The organism is Bacillus sp. TH22 (assembly GCF_016651015.1).
Lineage (GTDB): Bacteria > Bacillota > Bacilli > Bacillales > Bacillaceae_G > Bacillus_A > Bacillus_A mycoides.
Genome location: NZ_JAEKER010000001.1, coordinates 3,225,588 through 3,249,307, shown reverse-complemented (window position 1 = coordinate 3,249,307; position 23,720 = coordinate 3,225,588). Strand labels below are relative to the sequence as shown.

At 36.9% G+C, this 23,720-nt stretch carries 20 protein-coding genes; 6 read left to right on the top strand and 14 right to left on the bottom strand.

The window, feature by feature from the left end; translation table 11 throughout:
* Positions 1-22 precede the first annotated feature (22 nt).
* Positions 23-547, top strand: a complete 525-nt coding sequence (locus JFU18_RS16420) for a DUF2529 domain-containing protein (RefSeq protein WP_201032178.1) — start codon at positions 23-25, stop codon at positions 545-547.
* A gap of 32 nt (positions 548-579) precedes the next feature.
* Here JFU18_RS16420 and pyrG read toward each other — a convergent pair whose 3' ends face one another.
* The 8 genes from pyrG to JFU18_RS16380 form a co-directional block, all read right to left on the bottom strand.
* Positions 580-2,187, bottom strand: coding sequence for a CTP synthase (gene pyrG / locus JFU18_RS16415; RefSeq protein WP_002016314.1), 1,608 nt, complete (start codon positions 2,185-2,187; stop codon positions 580-582).
* A 257-nt stretch (positions 2,188-2,444) separates the two neighbouring features.
* Positions 2,445-2,972 (bottom strand): DNA-directed RNA polymerase subunit delta, encoded by a 528-nt coding sequence (gene rpoE, locus JFU18_RS16410; protein ID WP_201034550.1) that lies wholly within the window; start codon positions 2,970-2,972, stop codon positions 2,445-2,447.
* 166 nt (positions 2,973-3,138) lie between these two features.
* The gene (locus JFU18_RS16405) at positions 3,139-3,768 is read right to left on the bottom strand and encodes a TetR/AcrR family transcriptional regulator (protein ID WP_002034889.1); all 630 of its coding nucleotides are present in this window, start codon (positions 3,766-3,768) and stop codon (positions 3,139-3,141) included.
* Positions 3,769-3,832: 64 nt separating this feature from the next.
* Positions 3,833-4,972: an acyl-CoA dehydrogenase AcdA gene (gene acdA / locus JFU18_RS16400; RefSeq protein WP_002016320.1), complete on the bottom strand. Its 1,140-nt coding sequence runs from the start codon at positions 4,970-4,972 to the stop codon at positions 3,833-3,835.
* A 22-nt stretch (positions 4,973-4,994) separates the two neighbouring features.
* On the bottom strand, positions 4,995-6,125 hold the full coding sequence (locus JFU18_RS16395; RefSeq protein ID WP_002034888.1) for an acyl-CoA dehydrogenase: 1,131 nt from the start codon (positions 6,123-6,125) through the stop codon (positions 4,995-4,997).
* Positions 6,126-6,197: 72 nt separating this feature from the next.
* The gene (locus JFU18_RS16390; protein WP_002016322.1) at positions 6,198-7,049 is read right to left on the bottom strand and encodes a 3-hydroxybutyryl-CoA dehydrogenase; all 852 of its coding nucleotides are present in this window, start codon (positions 7,047-7,049) and stop codon (positions 6,198-6,200) included.
* A gap of 49 nt (positions 7,050-7,098) precedes the next feature.
* A complete protein-coding gene (locus tag JFU18_RS16385; RefSeq protein ID WP_078203580.1) occupies positions 7,099-8,382 on the bottom strand; it encodes an acetyl-CoA C-acetyltransferase in 1,284 nt (427 codons plus the stop codon).
* 9 nt (positions 8,383-8,391) lie between these two features.
* A complete protein-coding gene (locus tag JFU18_RS16380; protein ID WP_002130078.1) occupies positions 8,392-10,503 on the bottom strand; it encodes a (Fe-S)-binding protein in 2,112 nt (703 codons plus the stop codon).
* A gap of 378 nt (positions 10,504-10,881) precedes the next feature.
* On the opposite strand from JFU18_RS16380, the gene cls reads away from it, so the two are divergent.
* The 3 genes from cls to JFU18_RS16365 all read left to right on the top strand — a co-directional run bounded on the left by cls (position 10,882) and on the right by JFU18_RS16365 (position 15,867).
* Positions 10,882-12,075, top strand: coding sequence for a cardiolipin synthase (gene cls / locus JFU18_RS16375; protein ID WP_201032179.1), 1,194 nt, complete (start codon positions 10,882-10,884; stop codon positions 12,073-12,075).
* Positions 12,076-12,108: 33 nt separating this feature from the next.
* Positions 12,109-13,062 (top strand): UV DNA damage repair endonuclease UvsE, encoded by a 954-nt coding sequence (uvsE, locus tag JFU18_RS16370; RefSeq protein ID WP_201034551.1) that lies wholly within the window; start codon positions 12,109-12,111, stop codon positions 13,060-13,062.
* Positions 13,063-13,188: 126 nt separating this feature from the next.
* Positions 13,189-15,867 carry a DUF4084 domain-containing protein gene (locus JFU18_RS16365; protein ID WP_201034552.1) on the top strand — a complete coding sequence of 893 codons (2,679 nt, stop codon included), beginning with the start codon at positions 13,189-13,191 and terminating at the stop codon, positions 15,865-15,867.
* Between the two features lie 16 nt (positions 15,868-15,883).
* Here the strand turns inward: JFU18_RS16365 and JFU18_RS16360 are convergent, their stop codons facing one another.
* Together JFU18_RS16360 and JFU18_RS16355 are read right to left on the bottom strand one after the other, a co-directional pair.
* Entirely contained in the window at positions 15,884-16,030 is a 147-nt protein-coding gene (locus tag JFU18_RS16360) for a quorum-sensing peptide PapR (protein ID WP_002068556.1), read from the bottom strand.
* A gap of 88 nt (positions 16,031-16,118) precedes the next feature.
* Positions 16,119-16,976: a helix-turn-helix domain-containing protein gene (locus JFU18_RS16355; protein ID WP_044438295.1), complete on the bottom strand. Its 858-nt coding sequence runs from the start codon at positions 16,974-16,976 to the stop codon at positions 16,119-16,121.
* A gap of 170 nt (positions 16,977-17,146) precedes the next feature.
* On the opposite strand from JFU18_RS16355, the gene JFU18_RS16350 reads away from it, so the two are divergent.
* The gene (locus JFU18_RS16350; protein ID WP_201034553.1) at positions 17,147-18,907 is read left to right on the top strand and encodes a M4 family metallopeptidase; all 1,761 of its coding nucleotides are present in this window, start codon (positions 17,147-17,149) and stop codon (positions 18,905-18,907) included.
* A 37-nt stretch (positions 18,908-18,944) separates the two neighbouring features.
* On the opposite strand, the gene JFU18_RS16345 is transcribed toward JFU18_RS16350, so the two are convergent.
* From JFU18_RS16345 to JFU18_RS16330, 4 genes are read right to left on the bottom strand one after another with little or no spacing between them, the layout of a single operon-like run.
* Complete coding sequence (locus tag JFU18_RS16345) at positions 18,945-19,547, bottom strand: response regulator transcription factor (protein WP_085312865.1); 603 nt, start codon at positions 19,545-19,547, stop codon at positions 18,945-18,947.
* Positions 19,544-20,674 (bottom strand): sensor histidine kinase, encoded by a 1,131-nt coding sequence (locus JFU18_RS16340; protein WP_201034554.1) that lies wholly within the window; start codon positions 20,672-20,674, stop codon positions 19,544-19,546. The genes JFU18_RS16345 and JFU18_RS16340 overlap by 4 nt, the downstream gene beginning before the upstream one ends.
* Positions 20,675-21,409, bottom strand: coding sequence for an ABC transporter permease (locus JFU18_RS16335; protein WP_201034555.1), 735 nt, complete (start codon positions 21,407-21,409; stop codon positions 20,675-20,677).
* Positions 21,406-22,308 (bottom strand): ABC transporter ATP-binding protein, encoded by a 903-nt coding sequence (locus JFU18_RS16330; RefSeq protein WP_201034556.1) that lies wholly within the window; start codon positions 22,306-22,308, stop codon positions 21,406-21,408. The genes JFU18_RS16335 and JFU18_RS16330 overlap by 4 nt, the downstream gene beginning before the upstream one ends.
* 157 nt (positions 22,309-22,465) lie before the next feature.
* On the opposite strand from JFU18_RS16330, the gene map reads away from it, so the two are divergent.
* Positions 22,466-23,260, top strand: a complete 795-nt coding sequence (gene map / locus JFU18_RS16325; protein ID WP_061673820.1) for a type I methionyl aminopeptidase — start codon at positions 22,466-22,468, stop codon at positions 23,258-23,260.
* The last annotated feature ends 460 nt before the right edge of the window (positions 23,261-23,720 follow it).

The following is a 23,720-nucleotide window of genomic DNA, read 5'->3' as shown; positions in this document are numbered from 1 at the left end:
CACGAAAGAAAGGAGCAACAACATGTTAAAAATTTTCTCGACTCAATTAAGTGGATATTTCTCCAAAATTTCTCAAAAAGAAGAAATGAATATAGAAGATAGCGCTCGTCTACTTGCCCAGGCGTTAGTTGGCAACGGCTTCATTTACTTGCATGGTACAAACGAAATGGAAGGTATTGTTTCAGAAGCATTATTTGGCGCCGAACCAATGAAACAAGCAAAACGTTTAATAGAAAACGGTGAACCGGCGGCAGTGACTTCTGCGGACCGCGTACTTCTTATTAGTCGTTTTTCGACAGATGAAGAAATTATAAAAACCGCGAAAAAACTTCATGAAGAAGGCCAATCTATCGTTGGAATCTCGGCTATTCAAGAAGGTGTTGAATCACTGGAACAATATACAGATGTACATATTGATACAAAGCTGTTAAAAGGTCTTATTCCAGATGATGAAGGTAACCGCTATGGGTTCCCAAGTTTAATTATAGCTTTATTTGCTTATCACGGATTGAAATTTACAATTGATGAAATGTTAAACGAATATTAAAAAAAGCGCCCTATTTCAGGCGCTTTTTTTTATTACTTGCTCTCTTTATTCGTAATAGAAGCACTTACAAAGTCATGGAACAATGGTTGTGGACGGTTTGGACGAGATACAAGTTCTGGATGGAACTGTGCTGCCACGAACCAAGGGTGATCTTGTAATTCAATAATTTCCACTAGACGACCGTCTGGGCTTGTACCAGAGAATACAAATCCTGCTTTTTCCATATCTGGACGGAATTGATTGTTGAACTCATAACGATGACGATGACGCTCATATACAACCGGCTCATTGTAAGCATTGTAAGCATTTGTTTCTTCAGCAAGCTTACATGGGTATAGACCAAGGCGAAGTGTACCACCTAAATCTTCTACATCTTTTTGTTCTGGTAATAAATCGATAATTGCATAAGGTGTGTCAGGATTAATTTCAGAAGAGTTAGCTCCTTCTAATCCTAATACGTTACGTGCAAATTCGATTGATGCAAGTTGCATACCTAGGCAAATTCCTAAGAATGGAACTTTGTTTTCACGAGCATATTGAATTGCAACGATTTTACCTTCTACACCACGATCGCCGAAGCCACCTGGTACAAGGATACCATCTGTGTCGCCAACTAATTCTTTTACGTTCTCTGCTGTTACGTGCTCAGCATTTACCCATTTCACTTCTACATCTGTGTCGAATGAATAACCTGCATGACGAAGCGCTTCTACAACAGAAATGTATGCATCTTGAAGCTCTACGTATTTACCAACAAGAGCGATTTTTGTTTTCTTAGAAAGGTTACGTACTTTATTAACTAGCGCAGTCCAATCTGTCATATCTGCAGCTGGATTGTCTAACTTCAAGTGATCACAAACGATTTGGTCCATGTTTTGTTCTTGAAGAGATAATGGAACCGCATATAAAGTATCTGCATCGCGTGCTTCGATAACTGCTTTTGTATCGATGTCACAGAATAATGCAAGCTTGTCTTTCATGTCCTGAGAAACAGGTAGTTCTGTACGAACAACGATAATATTTGGTTGAATACCTAAGCTGCGAAGCTCTTTAACGCTATGTTGCGTTGGTTTTGTTTTCATTTCACCCGCTGCTTTTAAGTACGGGATTAACGTACAGTGAATGTACATTACATTGTCACGACCGATGTCGCTCTTAATTTGACGAATTGCTTCTAAGAATGGTAAAGACTCGATATCACCAACAGTTCCACCGATTTCTGTAATAACAACGTCGGCATTTGTTTCGCGACCAGAACGATATACACGTTCTTTAATTTCGTTAGTAATGTGAGGAATAACTTGAACTGTTCCTCCTAAATATTCACCACGACGCTCTTTTTGAAGAACTGAAGAGTAAATTTTACCTGTTGTTACGTTGCTGTATTTGTTTAAGTTGATGTCGATAAAACGCTCATAGTGACCTAGGTCTAAGTCCGTTTCTGCACCATCATCTGTTACGAATACCTCACCGTGTTGGTAGGGGCTCATAGTCCCTGGGTCTACGTTAATGTATGGATCAAACTTTTGAATAGTTACGTTTAAACCACGATTCTTTAAAAGTCTTCCAAGAGATGCTGCTGTAATACCTTTACCTAAAGACGATACTACACCGCCTGTTACAAAAATATACTTAGTCATGAAAAAGCTCCCTCCTATTTTGCTGTTATATAATCACCGTTGCAAAGCGCAACGTATGTAGATAACACTGTATCCATCTTATTGTTAGACTCTTTTTATTTTCTAAACAAAAAACAAAAAAGAAAATTGCTCCCCTCATCACATAAAGTAATAAGTAGGGAGCAATTTTCTTTTATATTTACACTTTAAAAGTATTATCGTCTTTTTTTAAAGAGCCCAAAAATGATTCTACATGGACGATAATGAAAAGTCAAGAACTACCGCTCTTCCTCTTCTTCTTCAGTTTCATCATACTCAAGTTCTTCTTCTGCGAAGTCTTCATTATCTTCTTCTAAATCATCAAGATCATCATCTTCATCATCTGCGTCTTCGTCTTCAAGAACTTTGTCCAAATCTACTACATCTTCTTCTACTTCTTCTTCTTCTACTTCTTCTACATCATCTTCTTCAATGTAGTCGTCAAAACCGTCTTCTTCAACTTTGCGTTTCTTCTTCGGTTTTGGCTGAGGCAGAATTTCTTCATCAATTTGCTCATATGGGTACCAGCTACGTAGCCCCCAACGATTTTCTCCTAAATTAATGAAACGTCCATCGATGTTTAAATCTGTATAAAATTGTGCGAGTTTCGTATTAACTTGCCCTTGAGATAGTCCCAGCACTTGAGCGATTTCTTGAACCAACTCGTTGAATGTCGTTGCTTGTCTTTTATTCCCTAAAACACTATGTACAACTTCAATCATTGAACATTCTTTTAGCTCTTCTGGTGAATATTGCTTAAAACCCACTTATGCGGCACTTCCTTTCTTCAAATATAAGCTTATATATAACGGTCTGCTTAAAAAAATCCATACTATTCATTATAAACAAAAGTCGCACAAATATGCTACAAAAAAAAACGGGAAACTTTTATCGCGCTATTTACGGGCAATAAAATTATAATTTGTCCATTCTTTATTTCGGAGACATATGTGCTCCTTGCAGTACATACCTAATTTGCATTTCTGTATATTCTTCGAGAGTATACAGTTTTTGCAGGGCCCAACGTCTAAATCCCCACATTTGTCCTTGTATGAAAATATTATGTGCAAGAAGCTGTATTTCCTTTTTATTTAGTGTAAATGTCCCATTTTCCGTACACTGCTCTAAAATATCCTCAAACATCCCGACCATTTGAAACTCTTTTTCTAATACATATGGGAGTGATTCCTTCGGTAAAAAACGTACCTCTTGATACATAATTAATACTTCTTCTTGCAATTCATCCATCACTTTAAAATAATTCATTATCGCTATCTTTAAGCTTTCTATACTTCCCTTCTCTGTACACACTACTTCCTCTAACCGCTCTTTTACATGTTCATAAATACTATCACAAACTAAATATAATACATCATCTTTTGTGCGAATATACTCATAAAGTGTTCCGATACTAAATCCAGCCGCTTTCGCAATTTCTCTCGTTGTTGTACGCGGGAATCCTTTTTGCTTAAACAGCTGCACCGCACCTTTAATCATTTGTTCACGTCTTAACGCAACTAATTTTTCATCTTTCACTGACGCATGTACATTATGTTTAACCATCCCTTCACCTCTCTCTATTATTTTTGGAAGTAAAAAGCGTAGGAAAATACCTACGCTTTTGTTCCTACTTCGTTAACATACGAGAAATTACAAGCCTTTGAATCTCTTGTGTTCCCTCATATATTTGTGTAATCTTTGCATCGCGCATATAACGCTCTACTGGATAATCTTTCGTATAACCATAACCACCAAATACTTGTACCGCTTCAGTCGTTACCTTCATCGCTGTATCACCTGCAAATACTTTTGACATCGCTGACTCTTTCCCATACGGAAGCCCTTCAGATTCAAGCCAAGCCGCTTGATATGTTAAAAGACGCGCTGCCTCTACATCCGTTGCCATATCCGCAAGTTTAAAGCCAATTCCTTGTTGCGCCGCAATTGGCTTCCCAAACTGATGACGTTCTCTTGCATATTCTACAGAAGCATCTAAAGCGGATTGTGCAATACCGACTGCTTGTGCCGCAATACCATTACGGCCGCCATCTAATGTCTGCATCGCAACTTTAAATCCTTGGCCCTCTTCCCCTAGTAAATTCTCTACAGGAATACGGCAGTCTTCAAATATAATTTCAGTTGTTGGCGAAGAACGAATCCCCAGCTTACTTTCCTTCTTCCCAACCGAAAATCCTAGCGTATCACTCTCCACAATAAATGCACTCGTGCCGCGCTGCTTCGAATCAGGATCTGTTAATGCAAAAACAACATAAATATCAGCAATACCGCCATTTGTAATAAAAATTTTCGAACCATTTAAAATGTAATGGTCTCCATCTCGTTTTGCAGTCGTCCTCATTCCACCAGCATCTGATCCAGAGCTTGGTTCTGTTAAGCCATATGCACCAATTTTCTTCCCTTCAGCCATTGGGCGCAAAAACTTTTGTTTTTGCTCTTCCGTTCCAAATTTAAAAATTGGCCATCCAGCAAGTGAAGTATGTGCAGACAACGTTACACCTGTAGAAGCACAAACGCGGGATAATTCTTCAACGGCAATTACATACGCCAAGTAATCGCTTCCAATTCCGCCGTATTCTTCAGGCCACGGAATACCGGTTAAACCAAGCTCTGCCATTTGATCAAATAAAGCGCGATCAAATCGCTCTTCCTCATCACGCTCTGCTGCTGTCGGTGCTACTTCATTCCTCGCAAAATCCCGAACCATTTTTCTTATCATTTCATGTTCTTCTGATAATTTAAAATGCATTCCCGTCTCCCCCTCTGCCTTTTTATAAAGCTCGACTAATTACAAGCTTTTGTATTTCGCTCGTTCCTTCATATATTTGTGTGATCTTCGCATCACGGAAAAATCTTTCTACTGGATAATCTTTCGTATAACCATAACCACCAAATACTTGCACCGCTTCAATCGCAACTTCAACAGCCGTCTTAGAAGCAAATAATTTCGCAATAGAAGCTTCTTTACCGCATGGTAATCCTTGTGCTCTTAGCGATGCTGCTCTGTATACAAGTAATCGCGATGCTTCTACACTTGTTGCCATATCTGCAAGTTTGAATCCGAGTCCTTGCTGCGCCGCAATTGGCTTTCCAAATTGCTCACGCTCTTTCGCATAATCAATCGCACATGCAAGCGCCGCTTCCGCGATTCCTAATGCTTGCGCTCCGATTCCAATTCGCCCAACATCTAAATTCGCCATTGCCACCTTAAATCCTTGTCCTTCTTCACCAAGTAAATTCTCGGCCGGCACTTTCATATCTTCAAACGTAAGTTGCACTGTACGAGAACCAAGAAGACCCATCTTATGCTCATCTTTTCCAATGATTAAGCCTGGTGTATCTTTCTCTACTATAAATGCTGAAATCCCGCTTTTCCCCGCATCTGGATTTGTAGACGCGAAGACGATATATGTACTTGCTTCACCACCATTTGTAATAAAGACTTTCGATCCATTAATGATGTAGTGATCGTCTTTCTTTACAGCTCTTGATTTCAAACTACCTGCATCTGATCCTGCATTCGGTTCTGTTAGAGCAAATGCGCCTAAATATTCACCAGTCGCCAGTTTAGAAACATATTTCTGCTTCTGTTCTTCTGTTCCGAAGTATAAAATCGGATTCATTCCAACTGACGTATGTACAGCCAAAATTACACCAACCGTTGCACTTACCTTTGAAATTTCCTCAATTGCTAGAATGTAAGAAATAAAATCCATTTCTGCCCCGCCATATTTTGCAGGCGCTGGAATACCCATTAGTCCAAGCTCACCCATCTTTTGCAAAATCTCTTTCGGGAACACCCCTTGTTCCATACTAGGAACAAAGGGAGCTATTTCCTTCTGCGCAAAATCTCGAACCATTTTCCTCATCATTTGTTGCTCTTCAGTAAAATGAAAATTCATGTACTTCGCCTCCGTTTGCTATATATCTTCTTAACAATTTGGTCAGACCACTACTTTAATAAAGGGAGGAATTTATTCGTAAACGTAGAAACCACGACCCGTTTTACGTCCTAACCATCCTGCATTCACATACTTACGTAATAATGGACATGGGCGATATTTACTATCTCCTAATCCTTCATGCAACACTTCCATAATGTATAAACACGTATCTAAACCGATAAAGTCGGCTAACGTAAGAGGTCCCATCGGATGATTCATACCCAGTTTCATTACTTCATCAATCGCTTCTTTCGTCGCTACTCCTTCGTATAACGTATAAATCGCTTCGTTAATCATCGGTAATAAAATACGGTTCGATACAAACCCTGGGAAATCATTTACTTCAACTGGCACTTTCCCGATTTTTTTCGTAATATCCTCAATCGTTTCGTACACTGCATCATCTGTAGCTAAACCACGAATAATTTCAACGAGTTTCATAACTGGAACTGGATTCATAAAGTGCATGCCGATTACTTTCTCAGGACGTTTCGTTACCGCTGCAATTTCCGTAATTGGTAACGATGACGTATTCGTCGCTAAAATTGCGTGTTCTGGAGCGATTTCATCTAAATTCGCAAAAATTTTCTTTTTAATATCCATTTTTTCAACAGCTGCTTCAATAATAAGATCAGCTTCTTTGACACTATTTAAATCGAGCGTCCATGTAAGACGATTTAAAGTCGCATCTTTCTCTTCTTCCTTCATACGGCCTTTTTCTACTTGGCGGGCTAAATTTTTCGAAATAACAGCTAGCCCTCTATCTAATTGCTCTTGCTTTAAATCTTGCACTTTCACATCATAGCCTGCCATTGCACACACTTGTGCGATACCTGAACCCATTTGCCCTGCACCAATTACAACAATCTTTTGTACACTCATTTTTTCTTCCCCCTTAATTGTTAATAAACTATATATCTTCTAATCTTAATTAGTGAACTTCAATCATCACTGCATCACCTTGACCGCCACCGCTACAAATAGAAGCAATTCCAATTCCGCCGCCGCGCTGCTTCAGTGCATGGATAAGTGTAACGATAATACGTGCTCCGCTCGCTCCAATTGGATGCCCCATTGCTACAGCACCGCCATTTACATTCAATTTTTCCGGATCGATCCCTGCGATTTCTGTACTTGCAATTGCTACAGCCGCAAATGCCTCATTGATTTCAAATAGATCTATGTCTTCAATTGTCTTACCTGTCTTTTTCAGCAATTCATTAATTGCATAACCTGGCGTTCTTGGGAAATCCTTCGATTCTACCGCAATCGCCGTATGCGCCAAAATTGTCGCTAATGGTTTTCTTCCTTCTTGCTTCGCTCTGTCCTCGCTCATTAATACAAGTGCAGCACCGCCATCATTTAGTCCCGGAGCATTACCTGCTGTCACCGCTGACGTCTTATCAAATACAGGCTTTAATTTCGCTAATTTTTCAATCGTTGTATCCGCGCGTGGCGCCTCATCCTTAGCCACGACGATAGGATCGCCTTTTCTTTGCTGAATTGTTACTGGTACAATCTCCTCTTCAAAACGCCCTTCTTTATGTGCCGAAACCGCACGTTGATGGCTACGATATGCCCATTCATCTTGTGCTTCGCGAGAGATTCCATCTTCCTTCGCAACTTCTCCGCCATAAACACCCATGTGTATACCTGAAAATGCGCATGTTAAACCGTCTGCAACGTTTAAATCGATAACTTCGTTGTTACCCATTCTGTATCCCCATCTTGCCCCTCGTAAAATGTAAGGGCTGTTACTCATCGATTCCATTCCACCAGCTACAATCAGTGATTGATCACCAGTACGAATAATTTGATCTGCTAACGTAACTGCGCGAAGCCCTGATGCACAAACTTTATTTATTGTTTCTGTCTGCACTTCCCAAGGAATGCCGGCCGCTCTTGCTGCTTGGCGTGATGGAATTTGTCCTTGCCCTCCTTGGATAACCGTTCCGAATATAACTTCTTCAACATCACTAGCGGAAACATTCGCTCTTTCAAGCGCTGCCTTAATTGCGATTCCTCCAAGTTCTGTTGCTTTCACGTCTTTTAAAGTTCCTCCAAATTTTCCAACCGGTGTTCTTGCAGCACTTAAAATAACTGTTTTACTCATGTTTCTTTCCCCCATTTCTTTTTTTAGCACCGAGCGCTCGCTCGGTATCCTTGCGCCTAGAAGAGGTGCAATTATTGCACCTCTTTCTAGATTTGAATGCATTCCTACAAACTACATTGCTTCTTTCTTCTGTCCGATAACTGAGCGTTCTAAAATCTCTGTTACGTCCAAAGTTTGAACTGTTTCTTCAACTTCTTTCGCTTTCGTGCCGTCACTAATCATCGTTAAGCAATACGGGCATCCTGTACCGATAATTGACGGCTGTACAGCTAGCGCTTGTTCTGTACGAGCAACGTTAATACGAGAACCTGTCGTTTCTTCCATCCACATTAGGCCGCCACCCGCACCACAGCACATTCCCGTTTCACGGTTACGCGCCATTTCTACAAGGTTTACACCTGGAATTGCTTTTAGAATATCGCGCGGCGCTTCGTATACTTCGTTGTATCTTCCTAAGTAACAGGAATCATGGTACGTAACTGTCTCTTCAATAGAATGGACAGGTTTTAAACGACCTTCCTTCACCCACTGGGCTAGTAATTCTGTATGATGATAGACTTCTGCTTGTAAGCCAAAGTCCGGGTACTCATTTTTAAAAGTGTTATAAGCATGAGGGTCAATCGTAACGATTTTCTTCACTCCTGCTTTTTCAAATTCTTCAATATTTTTAGTCGCCATTTCCTGGAATACAAATTCATTTCCAAGGCGGCGCGGTGTATCACCAGAGTTCTTTTCCTTATTACCAAGAATTGCGAATGAAATGCCTGCTTCATTCATTAGCTTCGCAAATGATATCGCAATCTTCTGACTGCGATTGTCATACGAACCCATTGATCCAACCCAGAATAAGTATTCAAACTCTTCGCCAGCTTTTGATTTCTCCTTTACAGTTGGAACTGTTACTTCATCGTCACCTTGGCGCCATGTTTCACGCTCTTTACGGTTCAGTCCCCACGGATTACCTTGACGCTCAATGTTTGTCATTGCACGCTGCGCTTCCGCGTCCATTTTTCCTTCTGTTAAAACGAGATAGCGGCGTAAATCAATAATTTTGTCAACATGCTCATTCATAACTGGGCACTGGTCCTCACAGTTACGACACGTTGTACATGCCCAAATCTCTTCTTCTGTAATAACGTCTCCGATTAAACTTGGGTCGTACGCTAGCGCTGTAGCCGCTGATTCTTGTTGTCCTTTTCCAGCTGCCATCATCGCTAACTGATTTCCTTGTGTATTATTAAAAGCAACAACTGGAACCCACGGTGCTTTTGATGTTACCGCTGCGCCTTTATCAGTTAAATGATCACGAAGTTTTAAAATTAAATCCATCGGTGATAACATTTTCCCTGTTCCTGTTGCCGGACACATATTTGTACAACGACCACATTCGACGCAGGAATATAAGTCGATAAGTTGATTTTGTCTAAAGTCTTCAATTTTACCAACACCGAATGTTTCTTGTGTTTCATCTTCGAAATCAATTTTTTCAAGTTTTCCCGGATTTGAAAGTCGACCAAAAAACACGTTAACTGGTCCAGCAATCAAATGCGCATGTTTTGATTGTGGAACATAAACTAAAAACGTTAACAAAATTAGTAAATGCACCCACCAAGAGAAATAGAACACTGAAATGGCTACGGTTTCATTTAATCCCGAGAAAACGTAAGCGATTGCAGAAGCGATTGGTTCACTCCATGAAAGCTCCTCGCCGTGCCATATAATTCCCATCCCATTACCAAGTAGCACAGAAATCATTAAGCCACCAATAAAGATAAGAACAAGGCCTGATTTAAAATTACGTTTCAAACGAACAAGCTTTTCAATATAGCGTCTATGAAAAGCCCAAAAGACTGCAATTAAAATAACGAGTGTGACAATTTCCTGGAAGAATGTAAATGCAGGGTATAGTGGTCCAAGTGGAAGATGCGATCCTGGTGCAAGTCCTTTCCAAACGAAGTCAATTGCTCCAAATTGGACAAGAATAAATCCGTAAAAGAACATAACGTGAATGATGCCGCTCTTTTTATCTTTCAGCAGCTTTTTCTGACCGAAAACATTGACCTTAAGAAGATCCCAACGCTCTTTAAAACGACGGTCAAATTCGATCTTTTTTCCTAATTGTATGTAGGCCATCCTTGTTCGTATAAGATATACAAACAAATACCCCGCATAAGCAATAACAGCAATGGCAGCCAGCCAATTAATGATTAGTAAGCTATTCATTTTATGCTACCCCTCTCTTTGTAAGCTCTCTTTCTTTTTTAGAATCTTCGAAAATATATAATTTTCTGAATTATATCCCCTATTCCCATTATATAATGAGTGAGCATTCAGTCAACAGTTTTTTGTTATACAACAACACATTTTTTAATAAAGCTGTTTATTTCGGTGAAACTATAAAGTGAAACTTTAATCGGCGGAGAGCTATTCATCCCCACTGAGTAAAAGCCCTCACCAATCGGGCTTTTACGGGCGGCCTGAATCCCAACCAACTTCTTTGCTTTAGGTGGGCGTCTTACTGTCCGCAAATAGCGGGATACAGTGAAATTTTGATTTGTAAAAAATTGATGGTGAAAAGACCGTGAAGGAGGGAATTTACTTATGTTTTTCTTATCTCTCTTGTTATTAGGCAGCGCTCTCTGGATTACAATCGACCTTTCATATGGGAGAATTGTTCATTTAAAGCGTGTACGTTCTCGTTCTTTCCCTTTACGTCAAAGTGATTTTCGCCTTTATACATACGGAAATGATCTATACGATGCTCTCTTTACTGATATAAAACAAGCTAAACACCATGTGCACGTTTTATTTTTTATTGTAAAAAACGATGATATAAGCCGTACGTTTTTAAAGTTACTTATCGATAAAGCACAAGAAGGAATTGAAGTAAGACTTTTACTCGACCGGTTTGGAAGTCATTATTTATCAAAAGAAGCAATTTACTCCCTACAAAAACATGGTGTCTCTTTTTCATTTTGTCATAAAGTGAAATTTCCTTTTCCTTTCTTTTCTGCAAATCAAAGAAACCATAGAAAAATTACAGTTATTGACGGAAAAATTGGTTATATTGGTGGATTTAACATTGGCGAAGAATATTTAGGGCATAATCAAAGGTTAGGGTTATGGCGAGATTATCATTTACGTCTTACAGGAGAAGGGATACAAGATTTACAAAAACAATTTTTACATGATTGGCTCGACGATACAGACCAAAATTTATTAGATTCATCTCTTTATTTTCCTATGCAACAACCAGGGACCATTCTACATCGTTTCATCCCTACTGATGGTGCCTATTTACAAAATACATTTTTACATTTAATCGAAAGCGCGAAAAAAGAACTCTTTATCGGTACACCATATTTTATTCCTGGAAAAAAAATTATGAATGCATTATTAAAAGCGCGAAAACGTGGGGTTCAAATAACTATTCTCGTTCCACAAAAGGCTGATCACGCCCTCGTTCGAGAAGCAAAATTCCCATATTGCCGAAAGTTAATACAAGCTGGTTGTAATATTTACGCTTTTCAGCAAGGATTTTTCCACGCAAAAATTATTATAGTAGACGATCATACTTGTGATATCGGAACTGCTAATTTCGATATGAGAAGTATATATATTAACCATGAAATCAATTGCCTTTTATACGATAAACATTTCATACAAGAAGTAAAATGTAAATTCGAGGAAGATTTGGAACGCTCCTTATTACTTTCCTTTGAAGATGTCAATCCTCTCTCCATTATCGATAGAGGAAAGGAATGGATAGGAACGATACTCGCGTTCTTTTTATAGAGAAATTTCAAGGGCCAAGGAGGTGCATCACATATGATAATTAGATTTGGATATGTCTCACATGCTACGGCATTATGGGACTGTTCGCCTGCCAAAACAATGACATTTACAAGCTGGAAAAAGCTAAAAAAACAAGAGCGTGAAGATAAATTATATAATGTTACACTGCAAAATCTAGAACATACAATACGCATCCTTCATTACAATATTGCACACGAAATTCCATTATATCGTTTATCATCTTCTATCGTCCCGCTTGCAACACATCCTGAAGTTGAATTTGATTACATTCAAATATTTGCTCCACTATGGCGTAAAATAGGAGCATTAATTCAAGAACACAATTTACGCGTAAGTTTTCATCCCAACCAATTCACACTATTTACAAGCGACAAACCACATATTACAACTAATGCTATTACAGATATGAGCTATCATTATAATGTGTTAAATGCTATGGGAATTGCGGATTCTTCCTACATTAATATCCATGTAGGTGGTGCGTATGGAAATAAGGAGAAGGCAATCGAACGTTTTCATGAAAATATACAAAAACTCCCTTACCATATAAAAAGACAAATGACTCTTGAAAATGACGATAAAACGTATACAACTTCTGAAACTTTGGCTATTTGTCAAAAAGAAAAAATCCCTTTCGTGTTCGATTATCATCATCACATAGCGAACCTTTGTAATGAACCGCTAGAAGAATTGCTTCCTATGATATTTAAAACTTGGTCACATACAAATGTCCTTCCTAAAGTTCATATTTCTTCTCCTAGATCAGAAAAAGAATTTAGGGCCCACGCAGATTATATTGATTTAGAATTTATTAAACCCTTTTTACACATTACAAAAAAAATTAATCATGATTTCGATATTATGATTGAAAGTAAACAAAAGGATTTAGCACTTCTTCAGTTAATAGATGAAATCTCTTCTATAAGGGGAGTGAAAAGAATAAAAGGCGCAACACTACAATGGTAAATTGTAACGTTGCGCTATTTTTTTCAAAAAGTATTTCTTATAGTAAAAAAGCTCCTGTTTTATATGCTATTATTTAAATTAGCATTTTCCCCCTGTGATTCAACTTTATTGAAATGGAGCCATTATATGATCAATCAAAAAAAATATGTACAATTTGTCATGATGTATATAATTATATTTTCTCTTTGGATATTCCTTATCCCTAAGGATTTAAATATAAAAGAAATTGGAATTCTCTTCTTATTTTGTTTTGCTACACTCTTTTCTTGCTATTGCTTATATAAAGCAATTAAGAAGATGAAGCACGGTGACAAACTATTTTGGGTTCTAGTACTATGTACTTGTATATGCGGATTAGCTATGGAGATAACTTTGTTTCTTCATTCACTTTCTATATATGATCAAGTCATATTCTCATATAAGGCATTGCCTTTTTTCATCATACAATATATTTTGCTCTTTTCTGGCTTTGCTATAAAGTTTATAAAACATTACTCTATTAGAGGCCTTGCTCAATTTTCATTTGACAGCATCTTTATTGTTATTATGAATATTTATTTTACCTTAACCTTTATTTTAGATATTTCAAGCTTTCGTATGTTAACGAAGGAAACGTGGATTTTGATTGGGTATTTTATCGCACAATCATTAGTAATTTACGCCGTTATTAGCCTATATAGAAGAGAACGGTATTCTTCTAGTAGAATCTCATTAATTATTGGCTTTACTATTATACTTGTATACGGATATATACATCTATTCCAATTAAACACGGGAATGGGAACTTCTTCTGAAGTCTCTTATTTAATACATACTGCTTCGATTTTACTAATCGGTTTATCGTCCATACTGTACATTTTGGATAAACCAATGCAACATGAAACGAAAACGAAATATTATCGATTCGATTATGTACGCTTTATATTACCTTATTTTAGTATAATCATTACTTTTTCCTTTGTTGTTATTCAACCTTGGGATGATAAGTTCATGCTAATCGGTCTAGTATTATCACTAGTATTATTATTCCTACGACAACTTTACATGTGGAAAGATAATCAAGTATTAATCGATACGTATGAACAGTTGACTACACAACTAGAAGATGAAGTTGAAGAAGGCGTATCTGCCCTATCAAAAAGTGAACAACGTTATAAATCTTTATTCGAAGATCATCCTGATGCTGTTTTTTCTTTAAATATGAACGGGATTTTTCAACAATCTAATAAGGCTTGTGAAAGTTTATTTACAGCCTATTATTGTGAAGTAACAAGCTATTCTCTTCAACACTTCATTGATCCACAAGATCATGAATTATTGAAGAAATCTTTACAAATTACAAAAGAAGGTAGACCACAAACTCTAGAAATTCGTACAAAAGAAAAAGAAGGCTATTATTATCACCTTCACATTACATTCATCCCTATTTTTATAAATAAAGAAGTTGTTGGGATGTTTGGTATCGCACGTGATATTACAACTTTATATGAAAAACAAAAGCAAGTAGAGCATATGGCTTTCCATGATGCACTTACAGGACTACCGAATCGACGGAAATTCGAAAAAGATTTAAAAACGATTTTAAATCTAGCTCAAAACAACACTAATGACGTTGCGGTTATGTTCCTCGACCTAGATCGATTTAAAAAAATTAACGATCGACTCGGCCATGATGTCGGGGATTTATTATTAATTGAAGTAGCAAAAAGATTACGTGGATGTTTGCGTTCAAAAGATATCGTTGCCCGCCAAGGCGGAGATGAATTTACGATTCTATTACCAGATATGTACTCTGAAAAAAGTGCTTCTTTTATGGCTGAACAAATTTTAACTATTTTAAATAAGCCTTACTTTATTAAAGATGAAGAACTTTCTGTTACACCGAGTATCGGAATTGCGATGTACCCTGACTACGGAACCGATGTAACCGAATTAATGAAAAATGCAGATATGGCTATGTATCGAGCAAAGGCTAATGGAAAAAATAGATTTATTTTCTTCTCAAAAGAAATGAGTATTGCGCAAAATGAAATACACTTCCTAGAAGGTGAACTTTCAAAAGCTCTACAACAAAATGAATTTTTCCTTGAATATCAACCACAAGTAAATACAAAAACAAAACAAATTATCGGTTTTGAGGCATTAATTCGCTGGAAACATCCAAAACTCGGAATTGTATCGCCTGCCCAATTCATTCCTCTAGCAGAGGAAACAGGATTTATTATTGAACTTGGTAATTGGATTTTGCGTACCGCCTGCTTAGAAGCAAAAAAGTGGCATAACCAAGGATTTTCTCACTTAAAGGTTGGTGTAAATTTATCTGTTGTTCAATTCAATCACGCAGATTTAATATCAACTATTTCAAAAGTCTTGGAAGAAACCGAACTAAAGCCGGAAGCGCTAGATATTGAGATTACAGAAAGTATCGCGATTAATCAAAATCATTCTGTAATTGCTAAACTAGAAGAACTTCAAAATCTCGGTATCCAAATTTCAATTGATGACTTTGGAACTGGTTATAGTTCTTTAGCTTATTTAACGAAATATCCAATCAATACATTAAAAATTGCTCGAGAATTTATTTGTGGAATTACAAATAGCCCTTTAGAAGAAGCGATTATCGCTTCCATTATTACGCTATCAAAAGAATTAAATTTAGAGGTTATTGCGGAAGGTGTAGAAACAGAAGAACAATGGAAGTTTTTACACGAACAAAACTGTGACCACATTCAAGGATTCCTCTTTAGCAAACCAGTTTCTAGTAAAGATGTTTGGATGTTACTCCACAAAAAAACAACCGTCTAAGTAAGACGGTTGCTTTTTAATACTCAAAAGGCATATCTGAAGCTAATTGTACCTCTTGATCATTATGAGAAATTACTTGGCTTTTCTCTAAAGCTGTATCTGCTAATGAAATACCCCATGCCATCGCTAACGTTAATAGACTACCAATAAGTAGTTTTTTCATATTCCATCACCCACATTTTTCTTTTAATATATCATGAAAATTTATCCATATCGTATGCAATTATGCATATTTATTTTTTAGGTCGTTTTTATTTCTTCATTTTTTTTATAAGCGTTTCTTTATACGCATGCATTTCTAATATATCGAAAAAGAAGCAAGCTTTTTCATAAGCATCTTCAATCTCTGCCCCATCATACTCTAGCTTTTCTAAGCATTCACCTTTTTGATAGTATAACTGTCCAATCAATGCCATACTATTAATTCGACATGATATTTCAATGGCTTTATTTATTTGATAAAGCGCTTCTTCATATTGATTATCTAAGTATAATGTTTTTGCATGATTATGTCTTACCTTCACATCAAACTCTTTATTTTCAGGCAATGCCTCTAATTGCTTTAATATACCTTCAAATAACTCCATACCCTTCTTAAAATAACCATTTTCAGCATAAATATTTGCAATTGCATTTTCTATATAAAGTTTTTGATACACGTCTATTCCAGTTAACTGTTGATTTAGTAGCTTTTTTAGCTCCAGAATACAATATTCATAATCAATCTTCTTTAGCACATACGCAGATACATGATATTGCCATTGAAGAAACTGCTGAAACTCAGGATGATATTCTTCCTTTTTCAGTTCATTCCATACTTTATTATATATTTCTTTATATTTCTTTTGCTTACAAAGCATAATGATTTGATCTTTTAACTGCTTTTTCCTCTCGATATCAGAATAAATGAGTACCTCATAAAAATGAATAATGGGAACTTGTAACTTTGCTGCAATACCTTGCAATATATCCATACTTGGGTATACCGCGCCCGACTCAATTCTGCTTACCTCCGATTGATGACATACATTATCGGAGAGTTGTTTCTGTGTTAATCCTCTCATTCCCCTAATTTTCTTTATTTCGCTTCCTAGTTTTTCTGCGTGCATACTTGCTCACCGTCCCATTATAACAATCTAATTTTTTAAGTTGTCATACCACTACAATAATGTGCATTCGACAATTTTTGATATGAAATAATGCATAATATATATAAAATTCGGCAAATTCCTCATACAATTCATCTCACATACACAATACAAGATTAGGAGTGTTATAGATGAATTATAGAAAACTTGCTAGTGCTTTCGTTACATTCGGTCTTCTTTGTCCTTTATCAACAGAAGTTATTCACGCTCAAGAATTAGATAAAAATGAAGTGAAAGTTGAAATTGCTCAGCCTGGTTTAACAATCGGAAAATTAACACAACCTCAAAACGATACAAAAGAGAATATTGCTAAAAAGTATTTAAAAGGTGAGGTAAATGGGGCTAAAGCTCAACAAGAGCAAGTTACTACTGAAAAGAATGTCGATTTTCAACCTACAAATACAGAAACAAAAGAAAATCAAACCGAATTACGCCTTGCACAAACATACAAAAACTATAAAGTATATGGTCAAGATCTCATTGTAAAAGTAGATAAAAATGGAGTAATTACAACTGTTAGTGGTAAAGTTGCCCAAAATTTAGACCAACAACTTAATCTTACTATAACAAATTTTTTGTCGAAAAATGAAGTAAAATCTAAATTACGCAATATACTTCAAATTCCAAGTGATGCGACAGAAACAGAATTTTCTAGCGAAACGGTAGTTTATAAGAAAAAAGATGGCTACTATACATACGCAACGGTCCTTACATTTACTTATGAAAACAATGAACAAGTTATAAACGGAAATGCAATCATGGACTTACAAACTGGTGAAGTACTTTTCCAAGAAAAGTTTATTAAAAATAAAGAGAATAAAACTATTAATCAAGTAACAGCACCTAAACTATCACCAGCGAAAGAACAAGGAACTGGGAAAAATGCGCTACAAGAAAATGTATTATTTAATATTGCGAAAGGCTCTGATGGAAAATTTTATTTAGCTGATTTATCCCGCGGAAATGGTATTTATATTTACAACGCAAACTACGCTGATTCTCTTGGTGGCGATAGCCAAGCTGGTTATCCAGGGACACTTATTTCAAGCGATAACTCTAACTTCTTAGATAAAGAAGCAGCTGGTGTTATGAAAAATATGAGTGATATTTACGACTATTTTAAGAAAGAACATAATCTGAAAAGTTACGATAATAAAGACTCAAAAGTTGTTGCTAGCGTCCATGGATTTGATTCTACTGAAGTTAGTGATGGTGTAAAAGAAAACTATGTAAATGCATTTTGGCATCCAGGTTGGAATCAAATGGTCTTTGGTGATGGGCTAAATGGAAAATTAACCTCTGCTCTTGACGTAACAGCCCATGAATTTGGACATGCTGTATTTAGTGGTACGACGAAAAATAAAATTGTGCGATATCCAAGTGCTGAAACATCTGCGCTAAATGAAGGTTTAGCAGATTTTTGGGGTACACAAATAGAATATTACGTAAAGAAAGATAAAGGAAATTGGATTATGGGTGATACGTTAGGTGGTCTAACAATTCGTGACATCCCAGGGGAAATTGGTGACGGCGGCAACAAACTATACACAAACTTACAAGATTTCTATAATGATGGAAATAATCAAGAATCTCATGTGAATTCCGGAATCATTAGCCATGTATTATATCAATTAGCTGAAGGTAAAACGTATAACGGTATATCTGTTCAAAGACAAGGAAATGAAAAAGTAAGTAAAGTTGTTATGCGTGCATTGCAAAACTACGCAACTTCAGCAGAAGATTTTGAATCACTTCAATCTCACATTGTACAAGCTGCAAAAGACTTATATGGTAATATGACAGTAACAGAATTCGAAAAGGCTTTCCAAGCACATGGATATAAGACTCTAGCAAAAATTAGTAAAGTAGTAGAAGTACAACAAGGAAAATAAGCAAAAAGAAGTTTACCACTCATAGGTAAACTTCTTTTTATATCCATCCCTTTTCTTCCGCAATTGTAATTGCCTCAATTCTATTTTTTGCGTCGAGCTTCGTTAACACTTCGGAAATATAATTACGTACTGTACCCGGTGAAAGATAAAGTGTTTTCGCAATTTCATTTGCCGTCTTTCCTTCTTTAGCAAGTAACAATACTTCTTTTTCACGATCTGATAATGGATTTTGCTCCTGCCATAAACCAAACATTAAATCTTGAGAAACCTCTCGTTTTCCCTTCATTACATTACGAATTGCTGCGGCTAAATCTTCACTCGGGCTATCTTTTAACAAATATCCGTGCACACCAGCTTTCATCGCCCTTTCAAAATACCCTGGCCTTGCAAATGTTGTTAAAATCATTACTTTGCATAATGATTTTTCTTTCTTTAAAGTTTCAGCAACATCCAATCCACTTTGAATCGGCATTTCAATGTCCATAATACTTATATCCGGCTTTAACGATTCAATTAATTTTAACGCCTCTTCCCCATTCGCAGCCTGACCAACTACTTCAATATCATCCTCTAGATCAAGCAGGGCTCCTAACGCACCACGAAGCATTCGCTGATCTTCTGCAATAATAATTCGAATCATGCCCTCACCTCATCTTTTCCTGTTCTAATTACAATTGGAACCTTCACTGTTAACAGCGTCCCCGGATTAATCGTATCTAGCTCCACTAGACCGTCAATTAAGGCAATTCGTTCCTTTATACCACGAATGCCGTTTCCATCATGATTTTGCTCCTCTAAACCGACGCCATTATCTTCTACTTTTAAAATCAATTCACCTTGTGATTCTAATATAGAAACAATGCACACTGTCGCCTTACTATGCTTCACTACATTCGTAACAGCTTCACGTAAACACATGCCTAAAATATTTTGCTCAATTGGCGATAGCGAACTAGAATTAGCCTCTTGCTTTACTTCTAATTCAATATTGGCAGCTTGCAAAATCGCTTTTATTTGCTCAAGTTCTTCTTCCACTGTAATCATACGCATATCAGAAATTAATTCTCTCAGCTGTTTTAAAGCGGTGCGAGATGTTTGTGTAATTTCCTTCGCTTCCATACTTGCACGATCTGGATTTTTCACAATTAACTTCTCCACGAGCTGACTTTTCAAAGTAATAAGAGATAATGTGTGTCCTAACGTGTCATGAAGATCTCTTGCAATTCGCTGGCGCTCTTCACGTTTTACTAAGTCTTTAATTTGTTCATTTGCTTCGTTTAATTGATTTTTCAACATCTTTTTTTGATTAAAATTACGCATTCCAAATGGCGTAAGAAGCATTAAAATAAACATTGGAACTATATTCACTAAACTCGGGATTGTTAGTTGATTAACATTTACAAATATAAAAGCTCCAAGCATTACAACTAATAAACATAACAACACACGAAATGCCTTCTTACTTGGCGCAAATCCCATCGCACTCGCCGTAAAATATCCGAACAATATCATGAAGGGATTATAAAATAAAGCAAATGAGAATGTGAGCACCATTTGAATACACGCCCACAAAATGAACGTTTTGTTAACAAAATAAAGTTGACGGTATGTGACGGTGAAGACTATCAACATACCGATCCCTATTACAAGCTTCCATCCTGATACTTGCGTTAAATTATAGATTGGAAATAATAAATACACGAGCCACATATACGGGAAGAAACCCATCTGTTTCGGAAAAACTTCAAACCTCTTCTTCTCTATCATTTATACCGCTTCCTGTCTTTTTCTTATATATATTGATACTACAACAAATATAAGGAAATAACCTCCTAGTACCGCGATATTTTCCCACCCAACTGACTTCCCAGCTACAATATCCCATGCCCCACTACCAAAATGATATGTCGGTGTCCATTCTCCAATAGACCTTAATACTTTTGGGAATACTTCTATCGGCATCCATAATCCGCCAACTACCGCTAAGCTCATATTTAAAATATTAGCCAGGCCAGCAGCTGCATCCGCCTTCTTAATTGAACCTATTACTGTTCCGAGTGCTAAAAATGGTGTCACGCCTAATAATAACCATAATCCGGCACCAATCCATTGACCTACTGTTAACTCAACATTATTAATTAATATTCCTGCCATAAAAATAACTAAGATTGAAAAAGCATTCACTACTGTTTGGGCAATAATTTTAGCTGCTAAATATGCCCCCTCTGGAAGTGGTGTAATTTTTAAAAGATGTGTCCATCCTTGCCCTTTTTCCTGAGAAAGTCTCACACCGAAACTAAAAAGGGCAGTCCCTACAATACTGAAAGTCGCCATTGAAATTAAATAATGTGCTTTCCATGCATCTCCGTTTTGCGGGACTTGAACAACATTTGTAAAGATGTAATAAAACATAACTGGCATTAATAATGAGAAAAAGATGAATAATTTATTGCGGAACGTACGTAAAACCTCTATTTTACATTGCATCCATAATGCTCTCATGCGATTCCCTCCTTCTGATTTGCAACAAACTGTTCAAATGCTTCATCGAGGCTTCCACGTTCAACTGAAACGTCTGTTACAGGTAGATTCCTCTGATAAATTGCTTGTAAAGTGGCATCTGTATCTTCCGTCGTTAAAGTGAAGCGCCCTTCATTTGACTGTACTTCTGTTACATGCGGTAATTCCTTTAGTAAACTCTTAGGAATTTTCTCTTTCGAATAAAACGAGATTGTTTTTCTAGAAATCGTCGCTTTCATCTCATCTGGTGTGCCATCTGCGATAATCTTTCCGTTCGCAAATAATAAAATTCGATCTGCTAGCGCATCCGCTTCTTCTAAATAATGTGTTGTTAAAATAATCGTTTTCCCTTCACTTGCTAATTTTCTAATCGTTTCCCAAAACGTTTTTCGAGATGTTATGTCCATCCCTACAGTTGGTTCATCTAAAAATAACAACTCTGGATTCCCTGCAAGTGCCAGCGCAAAATTTAACCTTCTTTTTTGACCGCCCGATAATTTCTCACATCTTTGCTTTCGTTCTGATTCTAAGTTCGATAGCTGCAGTAATGTTTCTTTCTCTACAGGATTCGTATAATAACTACGGAATAACTCAATTGCCTCTTCTACCGTGATACTATCAATCACACTTACTTCTTGTAGCATCGCACCAAGGCTATTACGAACATCTCTATGCTTCGGACTCTTTCCAAATATAGAGACATTCCCCTCTGTCGGATCTTTTAATCCGAGCATCATTGAAATTGTCGTTGTTTTCCCCGCACCATTTGGACCGAGTAATGCTACTATTTGCCCTTTATTTACATGAAATGAAACGTTATTTACTGCTTTTTTATGTTTAAATGTTTTAGAAACACCATTTACTTCAATAATCTTTTCCATCTCTCCACCCCCGCCGTTTCTTATATTTACATTGTATGCTCTGGAAAAGTTAGGAAACAGTATGATGCGTCATGACATCAATATGACAATTGTCATGTATTCTTTATGAGAGGAATCAACCCGCATACCGCACGCGAGTAGCAGTACAAAAATAAACATGATACAATCGGATAAGACATATATTCGAGGAAGGACAGTGGTTTTCATGATTATTCGTAATGAACAAGATTTAGAAGGTTTACGAAAAATCGGCCGCATCGTTGCACTTGCACGCGAAGAAATGAAAAAGCAAGCGAAGCCAGGTATGACAACGAAAGAGCTTGATTTAATTGGTAAAAAAGTATTAGATGAGCACGGTGCTATTTCAGCGCCTGAAAAAGAATATAAATTCCCAGGTGTAACTTGCATTAGTGTAAACGAAGAAGTTGCTCACGGCATTCCAAGCGATCGCGTATTAAAAGAAGGCGATTTAGTAAACGTAGACGTATCAGCAGCACTTGACGGATATTATGCAGATACAGGTATCTCATTTGTTCTTGGCGACGATGAAGAAAAAGAAAAACTTTGCCAAGCAGCAGTAGACTCATTTTGGGAAGCAATGAAAAAAGTAAAAGCTGGCTCAAAACAAAATCAAATTGGTCGTGCTGTTTCTAACTTTGCACATAAAAATGGATATAATGTAATCCAAAACTTAACTGGTCACGGTATTGGTCTTAGCTTACACGAAGCTCCAAACCACATTTTAAGCTACTATGATCCAATGGATAATGCGCTTCTAAAAGACGGCCTTGTTATCGCTGTAGAACCATTCATCTCTATGAAGGCTGATCATATTATTGAGCGCGGTGATGATGGTTGGACATTCGTTACACCAGATAAAAGCCTTGTTGCACAATGTGAACATACAGTTGTTGTAACACGCGGTGAACCGATTATCTTAACAGAAATATAATATAAAATGACCGTTTTGTAGATTCCTTCTACTGAAACGGTCATTTTTACATTTTTGGAAAATATACGGACTATTATTGAACTCTTTATCATTTAAGTATATAATTTTTAGCGGAGGTTATTTAGGGTTATCTTTGCCAAAAGATAATCGCGCTAAGACATAAAATACCTTCTTTTTATTATGTAAAACAGCTCCAAAAATGACCGTAGTAACGATTGGGTCGGATATTCCAAACAACTTATATTCCTCTAATGACGAAAGGAACAATCGTATCGTAACTTCGGTCCATTAATCGTACAACTCTCTTTAGACAAAATAGTTGGCTATTTTCAAAGTACATATTGTCTTCATCCTGACCAAAATCAACCCTATCGAGATTTTTTATTTCCACATAACTTTAAGGCGAAAAACAAGCCTTCACAATGGGATACATTACTTTGGTTAGCATGTATCGTAAAAC